Raw genomic sequence first — 7,525 nt, 5'->3', positions numbered from 1 at the left:
CACCCGCCTCCACGGTGAGATCGGCCATGTCCCACCCGACGAATACGAGACCAGCTACTTCCAGGAACACACAGAACTGCAGGTCACAGCCACAACCTAGAGCCTCCATCGAAACCGGGGCGCTTCATCGACCTCTCTGTCGGTCGGTTGACGGTCCACTGGCAGGGCGGCACGTACGAGGCGGAGCCCCTTGGCCAGGACGTCGCTTTCCTCGGCCTCCACCGGCACCTCTCAAGGTTGGTCAATGCTGTGTCACAGGGTAGGCGAGTGGTCTGACAAACCGTGGCCTCTTTGGGCAAAGCTACTGATGCCAGAAGCCTTCAAGTTGGTTGAAGGGGTGCATACCCACAAGCTTCCGACTGGCCTCGGACGGAGAGCTTCCCCGGCTGACGAGCGCCTCGTAGATGTGTCGTGCAACCATCTCCTCGGTCTCGCTGGGCAGGTCTTTGAAGGGCTGGGGATCGTCAGCAGCGTCGGTGTCGTGCATCACGCGAAGCGCCTCCACCGGCACGGTCTCCTCCAACAGGCTGAGCAGGGCCCTGACAGCACCGTTGCTGCCGGACCTCAGGATTTCCTGAACCAGGGGGTGCTGACGGTTGATGCGGCAGACGATCCGACCATCGCGACGCTCAACGCGCCAGGCGTACACGTGCGGGGCGCCGTGCTCTCGCGCGGCTATCTGGCCCCGGTGCCGGAGAACCTCGGACGCCTTCTCTCTGGTGCGGTGGGCGATTCGAGCAAGATGGCGCCGAAGCGGGACGGGCGGGACGATCTTGGACTTGCGTACGTCAACGCTCCATTCACTGTCCAGCTCCGCGGGTATGTCCACGCATATCCGCGCGAGGCTGTACTTCTCCTCCTTCCGCATTCCGCGCAGTCCCAGCCAGTCACCAGCTACGATCAGGCGGTTGCGCCGGTAGACGTAGAAGCCCTGCTGGTTCAGCCAGCCGGTGGGGCCGCCGGCTTCCCTGTGCTCGGCCGGGGACAGCTTCTGCGCGTGCGGCAGCACGAACCCCTCGACCCTGACCAAGGCGCCGGACAGTGGAAGTCCCTCCACGGGCAGCAGCTGAACGGACCGGTGCCTGCGAAGGAAGGGGTCCCAAGGTTGGACCTTCACGCCCTGCACGCTCAGGGCTACCTCGTTCAGGAACCGAGCAAAGACCATTCCGAGGTGGGACTCGACACGGCCGGCCTCGTCGTAGAACTGTTGCTGGGCTGTTCGGTCCCCGTCGAACTCGTCACTGTCGTAGCCGTTGAGGCGCCGCCAGAGCACGACTGTCCCGTGGGGACGAGATCCCCGAAGCCCCTCCACGATCGCCCTCGTGGCATCGTCGCAGCCGACCAGAAGCCGCCACTCGCCGGTTCGCTCAACCATGTCGAGATCCCAGGTCCGTGTGTGCCACCGCCCATTCGGGGAGGCCGTGGCCACCGTGAGCTGGCGGGCCTGCGAGAAGGACGCGGTCTTCAGCCCCATGCCGAACCGTCCGAGATCGAGTGTGGACCGTTCTGCGGCAGGGCCGCGAGCTGCCGGAGTCATCGCTGTGACCAGCTCGTCACGCCCCATGCCCTGACCGTCGTCGACCACCGCAATCCACGAGTTCTCCCCCTCCCAGGTGAACTCGACCTCGATCTGACGCGCTTGGGCGCCGATACTGTTGTCGACCAGGTCCGCGACAGCGGCCTCGAGGGAGTAACCCAGAGAGCTGAGAGACGCAACCATTCCTGCGGGGTCGGGAGCCGCGATCTCGTAGTCCATCGTCACTGGCGGCTCGACTCCTCTCGATGGTCACATTTTCCGGCTCAATTTACCCAGTGCCTGACCGGAACAGCCACGTGATCACAAGACCCCGCGTGGTGTTGGAACACCACCACTGCGGTGGGCGAGTCCCATCGAACAGGCGGCTGTGACACCCTGCGGACGAGAGGAGTTCGTTCGGCGCGGCTGGAGTAACGGTCTTGGTGCAGAGGGACGGTCAGATCGACAGAGGGTGGGTCAGTACCCCAGAGGGGGAGCATCTACGAGGTCGGCGTGTTCGGGACACCAAGCCCGAGCTTGCACTGCGGAGGGCAGTCCACCGGCTGGGGCTGAGGTTCAGGGTGCAACAAAGGCTGGTGCCGCACTGCACCGTCGACTTCGTTCTGCCCCGTCACAGAGTTGCCGTGTTCGTGGACGGCTGCTACTGGCACGGTTGCCCGCAGCACGGACCGAAGGGATTCCGAGGCCCCAACGCGGAGCGATGGGAGGAGAAGATCGCCACCAACCGCGCACGTGACGCGCGCAACACCGCTGCGGTGGAGGCGGAAGGCTGGACGGTCGTCCGGGTATGGGAGTGCGAGATCCGTTCCGACGTCAGACAAGCCGCACTACGGGTGGCGGAGGAATGCACCGACCGATGAAACTGATGTCCTGCAACCGACGCCGCATGCTCAGTGCTCACGTCAAGAATCTTGAGCGCTGGTGAAGAGATCCTCGCCAGCGACCCCTGCTCGTCCCTCGCAGAACCGGGCCAGAGGACAAGCGGTGCAGAGCGGCTCTCTGACCTTACAGACAGTGTTGCCAATCAGCCGCAACGCCGCCATGCGGAGCGAAGCGTCCTCACCGGCACCCACCAAGCGCACCAAGTCGACCCTGCCGTCGCTCATCCTGTTGGTGCGATCGGAGAAACTACCGTTCAGCCGTGCCGCCACCCGCAGCGCGCTCTGCCCCGTCCAGAGAACATCGTCGCCGATCAGCAGGTGGTAGAGACGCGTCTCGGCCGGCTTCAGGTCGAGCAGAGACGGAAGCTCTCCGGAGCGCCCGACAGCCCACGCATCAGGGACGTCAACAAGTCCCGACAAGCGCCGGGTGCGCTCGGCGGCCGAGGCAGTGGGAGAGTCGGCGAGAAGCTGCTTGAACACGTCATCCGTCAGCACCGACTCGTGCCGGATGGACTCGAGTAGCTTGCCTAGCCGATCGGACGGTATCCGGGTCCGGGAAAGTATGGCGACGACTGCGGCGTGAAGCGGGCTGAGCTTGGGCAACTGGTGCCAGCTGTCGTTGTCTCGCTGGTTCGTTGCCCAGGACGTCAACTCCTTGCGTACCGTACTCCAGCGAGACTGCACACCGCTGTTCGCAGGCTGGTCCTTCACGGGGAGCAGCGCCGTGGCCGCAGCCCTGCCCAGCAGGGGCGGGACCGCATTGCCGATCTGGCGGAAGGCGTCGCTCCGGGTGCCCGCGAAGCGGAACCGGTCGGGGAAGGTCTGGATCCTGGCCGCCTCACGGACGGTCAAGGTCCGGTTCTGGTCGGGGTGGATGTACCAGTAGCCGTCCTTGGCGATGTGAGCGGTGATCGTCCTGCTGAGGTCGTCCCAGTCGAGCTTCTTATACTTGTCCGTGAACTGGTCGGCCTTGTATCTGCGGAGGCTCGCATCGACGTCCGAGTACAGGGACGAGGACGTCATGTCATTGAAGATCTTCCAGTCGTCCTTCCGTACCCGACGGGTCATATGGTCCCAGACCTTCTCTTTCTGGGTGCGCTTCCGCATGTCTGCCGCGAAGTCGGACTGCATTTCGGGCGGTGTGGAGTAACGCAGTTCCCGCGCCCCGACACGCTCCGTTGCTACCGCGTGTAGGGGAGGAAGGTCGCTGATGGCATCACGCAGAGTAGTGATCTGATCCTCGGGGAGGGCGTCCGGCCAGTCGAAGCACTCGACGTCCCTCCTGGCGAGCAGAATGAGCCTCTTGCGGTGCTGGGGGACACCGTACCGCCAGGCATCCACCAAGCGGAGTTCAGCTGCGTACCCGAGGGCTTCCAAGCGCTGTTCGATCACCCTCAGAACGACGAAGTCGTCGCTGAGACCCATGTCGGGAACATTCTCCATGAGCACGGCGCGCGGCTGGAGCCGCTCGATCACGTCCAGGTAGGCCTTCCACAGTTCCTTCCTACGGTCGTGTGGGTCTCGGCCGTGTTCCTCGATGAGGCTGCGGATCTTGCTGCGACCAGCCCGGCTGAACGGCTGGCACGGGGGGCCTCCGGCCACAAGATCAATTTTGCCCCGAGCTGGCTCGAGGATCTCCTCAAGCCTGTCCCGCTCAGCGGGGTCGCCCAAATCCATGTTCAGGCTCATACCGGGGAAGTTCGCCCTGTGGGTCTCCAGGGCGCGTTCGTCATGATCCACTGCTGCGGCGAGAGTCCAACCGGCGCGCTGCAGCCCCAGGCTGAGACCACCGGCCCCAGAGAAGAGATCGATGGCCAGGCGGCGGTCCCGGCCGAACCCTTCGAGCCAGCGTGCGAACCGTTCGGGGGGACAGCTGTGGCGGTGCGCTTCGAGGGCCAAGTAGTCGCTACGCTCCAGGGGAACGCCGTAGTGCGACTTCTTCTGCACAGCCAGACCGCCCCTTCACGCCGTCGACAACGATGAGCACCAGGAGATCACAGATGCGCTGGCCTGGGCAAGAGCACCCCCTTCGAAGCCGGAGGACACCGTGGTGTCGGCGCCGGTCCGTCGGGTTTCAGTGCCTGGCTGTGGGCTCCCGAACCCTTGGCCGCGGACCGGTGAATCGATGCGTGGCCGGGGTCATCATAGAGGCGGATGAGGGACAAAGTTGCGTCTTCAGGCCCGGCGAGCCGCGGAAGCGTGCTCTCGTGATCTCCGCTCCTGGCTCTCCCCGGTCGAGGTCTGAACGGTCATGGTGATGCCTGGACCAGCGATCCGTTCAAAACTGTCGCAGGCCGTGACGTTGCCGTAGCTGTCGAGACCGAGCAGGGGGCGAAGTCGTGCGCCCCTGCCAAGGTCGAGTGTGTCCGCAGGGCGCGGCGACCCGCTGAGGCGTCCTCACCGGGTGCTGGAGAAGGTGCACCGACATCCGCATGATCTTTGATGAGGATGTCGACAGGGTTCGGAGCTGGTGCCTAGCAGAGTGCCGATTGGATGTCTCAATCACGCTCGTTTGGCTGTACCTCCACCACCATGAAGATGCCAGGCCCAGGAATCTGATCGGGACCGTCGTGGGCAGTCGCGTTGCCTTGACCGTCGAGTTCGAGGCGGATTCCGTCGACGGTGAGGAGCGACTCGCGGCCGTTCTCGCCACGGTGGAGCACTCCGGGGGGGGGATCTCCGCAGCGGGAAAGCCCGGTGACTCGCCGGTGTGGACATTGGTGAGCGAAACCGAGGTCCAGGGGTGGAGGACGTCGGAGGCAATCTTGCCCGAGCTGGATAGCGTGATGATCCGCATCTGGTGCCGAGTGAACGGGTCTGAACCATCTCCGGGTGCGGGGCCGGTCGGCTTCACGGTTCCCCCTCAGTTCCCGTTGAGGATCTGCTCGGCCCACACCGGCGGCCCGGCCTTAACGTTTCTCCAGGGAAGAACCTTCTCGATGAGGCCCCGCGCTGGTTCCACTTCCGCGACCCTCCCCGCTCGCAGCGCATCGAGCGGGGAGAACATCTGCACGGCCAGCACGCGGCGGTACTGCCCGCCGGGGCGTCCGGTGAGGGCCGAGCCCGCCAGAAGCACCGCCTGCGGCCGCAGGGGGGCCACCCGCCTGATCAAGTCGTCGGACTGCTCGACGAAGGGGACTCCGGAGTTGTTGACGAAGGCGATCGTCCCGCCGTTGTCGTAGACGTCCAGTCCGGCGGAGTGCGGGAGACTTGTCTGTCGATCGGTGATCAGGATGAGGCGTTCGGCGACCTCCTCATTTCCCAGTGTCGCTCTGCCCACTTCCAGGCAGACTCCGTCGAGGACGGCGACCAAGTGCTCACGCGAGCTCATAGCCGCTCATTGTAGGTTCCGCCAGAGGACGATCGGATGCGCCCGAGGGGGCAGTCAGTTGCCGGCGCCCCCGCTTGGTCGGCGGTGGGGAGTTTAATGAGGCATTCCTCGCGTGCGGTGGGTGCGGTGAGGGCCAGGGAACCCGCGCCCCAAGCTCGGGCACCCCTGATTGCTCCGTTGTTGTTGAGGTCGTGGTGGGGGAACGGGCGTGCGAGTGGCCGGACGACGGTTCCAGCGGGGGCGCTGTGTAAGGCCCAGCGCCTGTTCGTCGTGCTCGGCACCCAACCGACCCAGGATGTCGTCCACCAGCTCCGCTGGTCTGACTGGCGACGCCGCCACCAGGCCAGATCCCGGGCCAGCCACCAGCGACCAACCGCCCACGCATGAAGATCACGATCCACGACTGCAGTGCTGGCCGCAGCTACGCGGCTGTCTTTCTGCACACTTTCGTATTTTCCCTGCCGGGCCTTTGGCGGGGACGGGAAGTGTTGATCGATGCCGGAGCTAGTGCCAGGTCAGGAGCATGATGCTGTCGTGCTTGGTGATGGCGAGTCCGGTGGGGAGTGCTTCGAGAGGGGTGGTTGCGGGGTGGAGGGTGATGTCGGGAGTGGCGTCGTGATCGATGGCCCAGCACCGGATCTGCGCGGCGATGCGCTTGCCGAGGTTCGCGCCGTGAGGGCCGTGGCCGATCGCGCCGACCTCCCAGCGGGAGGTGCCTTCGGGGGCGCGGCGGATCGCCAGGTAGGCCATCGAGTCCTGTTCGGCCAGCGCGGGACTGACGGGGGTGGCGGGGGCGACCCGGCCGGTGGCGATCGCGGCGGGGGTGGCTTTGATGCGGCAGGTGCCTGGTTCGGCGGTGGACATCCGCAGCCAGATCCCCTCCATGGACTGATCACCGGGGATGATCACACCGGACCAGACCTCGGTTGGTGGGGTGTGAGGACACCGTCCAGGTTCCCGGGGTCCTGGTCGCGGTCGGCCAGCAGGCTGACGTCGTCGGCCAGGGGGATGGTGCGCTCGCCGTCGCTGGTTCCGATCATGGGGATGAAACCGCACAGGTGCATGGATTCGGCGGTCAGCGCGGCGGGTCGGGTGGGAGTGGCGGGGTGGCGGCGCAGGGCCAGGGAGCGGGTCAGGCCGCGCCACCGCAGTGGGACGACAACGCGGGCGTGCGGGGCGAGTTGGGCCCACCAGGCGGCGGGGATGTCCCAGGCCCCCGCGGTGACGACGATCAGGTCGAAGGGGGCGCGGTCGGGGGCGCCGAGCGCACCGTCCTGCTGCAGGACCAGGACGTGGTGGTAGCCGGCGGCGGCCAGGTTGCGGCGGGCCTGGTCGACGACGTCGTCGTAGATGTCGATGGTGGTGACCTGCCCGGTGTCGCCGACCAGCGCGCGCAGCAGGACTGCGTTGTAGCCGGTGCCCGCGCCGATCTCCAGGACCCGCCAGCCCGGTTGCGGCTGGGCCTGTTCCAGCATCCGGACGATGATCGTGGGCTGGCTGGCGGAGCTGAGCGCGGCCCCGTCGGTGTCGCGTTTGGTGACCACGATCTGGTCGGCGTAGGCGTAGGCGTCGGTGACCGGCACCGTCGGCAGGAACAGGTGGCGCGGCACCGGGCGGACGGCGGCCTGGACGGCCGGCGTGCGCAGATCGCCGCTGTCGATGAGGTTTTGGACCAGGGCATCGCGGCGGGTGTCGGGGTGAAGGGTGTCGGCGCTCATTGCTCGCAGTCTAGGTCGCAGGGTGGTGGCGTTCGGCGGTCGTGGACTTTTGGCGTTT

Annotated in this window: 6 protein-coding genes; 1 reads left to right on the top strand and 5 read right to left on the bottom strand. The window is 66.1% G+C overall.

The genetic code is table 11. The features are described 5' to 3' along the window. Positions 1-301: 301 nt before the first annotated feature. A complete protein-coding gene (locus ACFPCY_RS33735) occupies positions 302-1,756 on the bottom strand; it encodes an ATP-binding protein (protein ID WP_378262086.1) in 1,455 nt (484 codons plus the stop codon). A 203-nt stretch (positions 1,757-1,959) separates the two neighbouring features. Between ACFPCY_RS33735 and ACFPCY_RS33730 the strand changes: the two genes are divergently transcribed. Next, entirely contained in the window at positions 1,960-2,397 is a 438-nt protein-coding gene (locus ACFPCY_RS33730) for a very short patch repair endonuclease (protein ID WP_378262084.1), read from the top strand. Positions 2,398-2,439: 42 nt separating this feature from the next. Here the strand turns inward: ACFPCY_RS33730 and ACFPCY_RS33725 are convergent, their stop codons facing one another. The 4 genes from ACFPCY_RS33725 to ACFPCY_RS33710 all read right to left on the bottom strand — a co-directional run bounded on the left by ACFPCY_RS33725 (position 2,440) and on the right by ACFPCY_RS33710 (position 7,467). Further along, positions 2,440-4,365 (bottom strand): DNA cytosine methyltransferase, encoded by a 1,926-nt coding sequence (locus ACFPCY_RS33725; RefSeq protein ID WP_378262059.1) that lies wholly within the window; start codon positions 4,363-4,365, stop codon positions 2,440-2,442. Positions 4,366-5,281: 916 nt separating this feature from the next. Next, positions 5,282-5,749, bottom strand: coding sequence for a hypothetical protein (locus ACFPCY_RS33720; RefSeq protein ID WP_378262057.1), 468 nt, complete (start codon positions 5,747-5,749; stop codon positions 5,282-5,284). 504 nt (positions 5,750-6,253) lie between these two features. Further along, entirely contained in the window at positions 6,254-6,634 is a 381-nt protein-coding gene (locus ACFPCY_RS33715; RefSeq protein ID WP_378262055.1) for a hypothetical protein, read from the bottom strand. Between the two features lie 20 nt (positions 6,635-6,654). Next, positions 6,655-7,467, bottom strand: a complete 813-nt coding sequence (locus ACFPCY_RS33710) for a methyltransferase domain-containing protein (protein WP_378262053.1) — start codon at positions 7,465-7,467, stop codon at positions 6,655-6,657. Positions 7,468-7,525: the final 58 nt, after the last annotated feature.

The organism is Actinomadura gamaensis (assembly GCF_042652125.1).
Lineage (GTDB): Bacteria > Actinomycetota > Actinomycetes > Streptosporangiales > Streptosporangiaceae > Spirillospora > Spirillospora gamaensis.
Note: the sequence above shows the minus strand (reverse complement) of the source record. Positions and strands in the feature narration are given on the sequence as shown.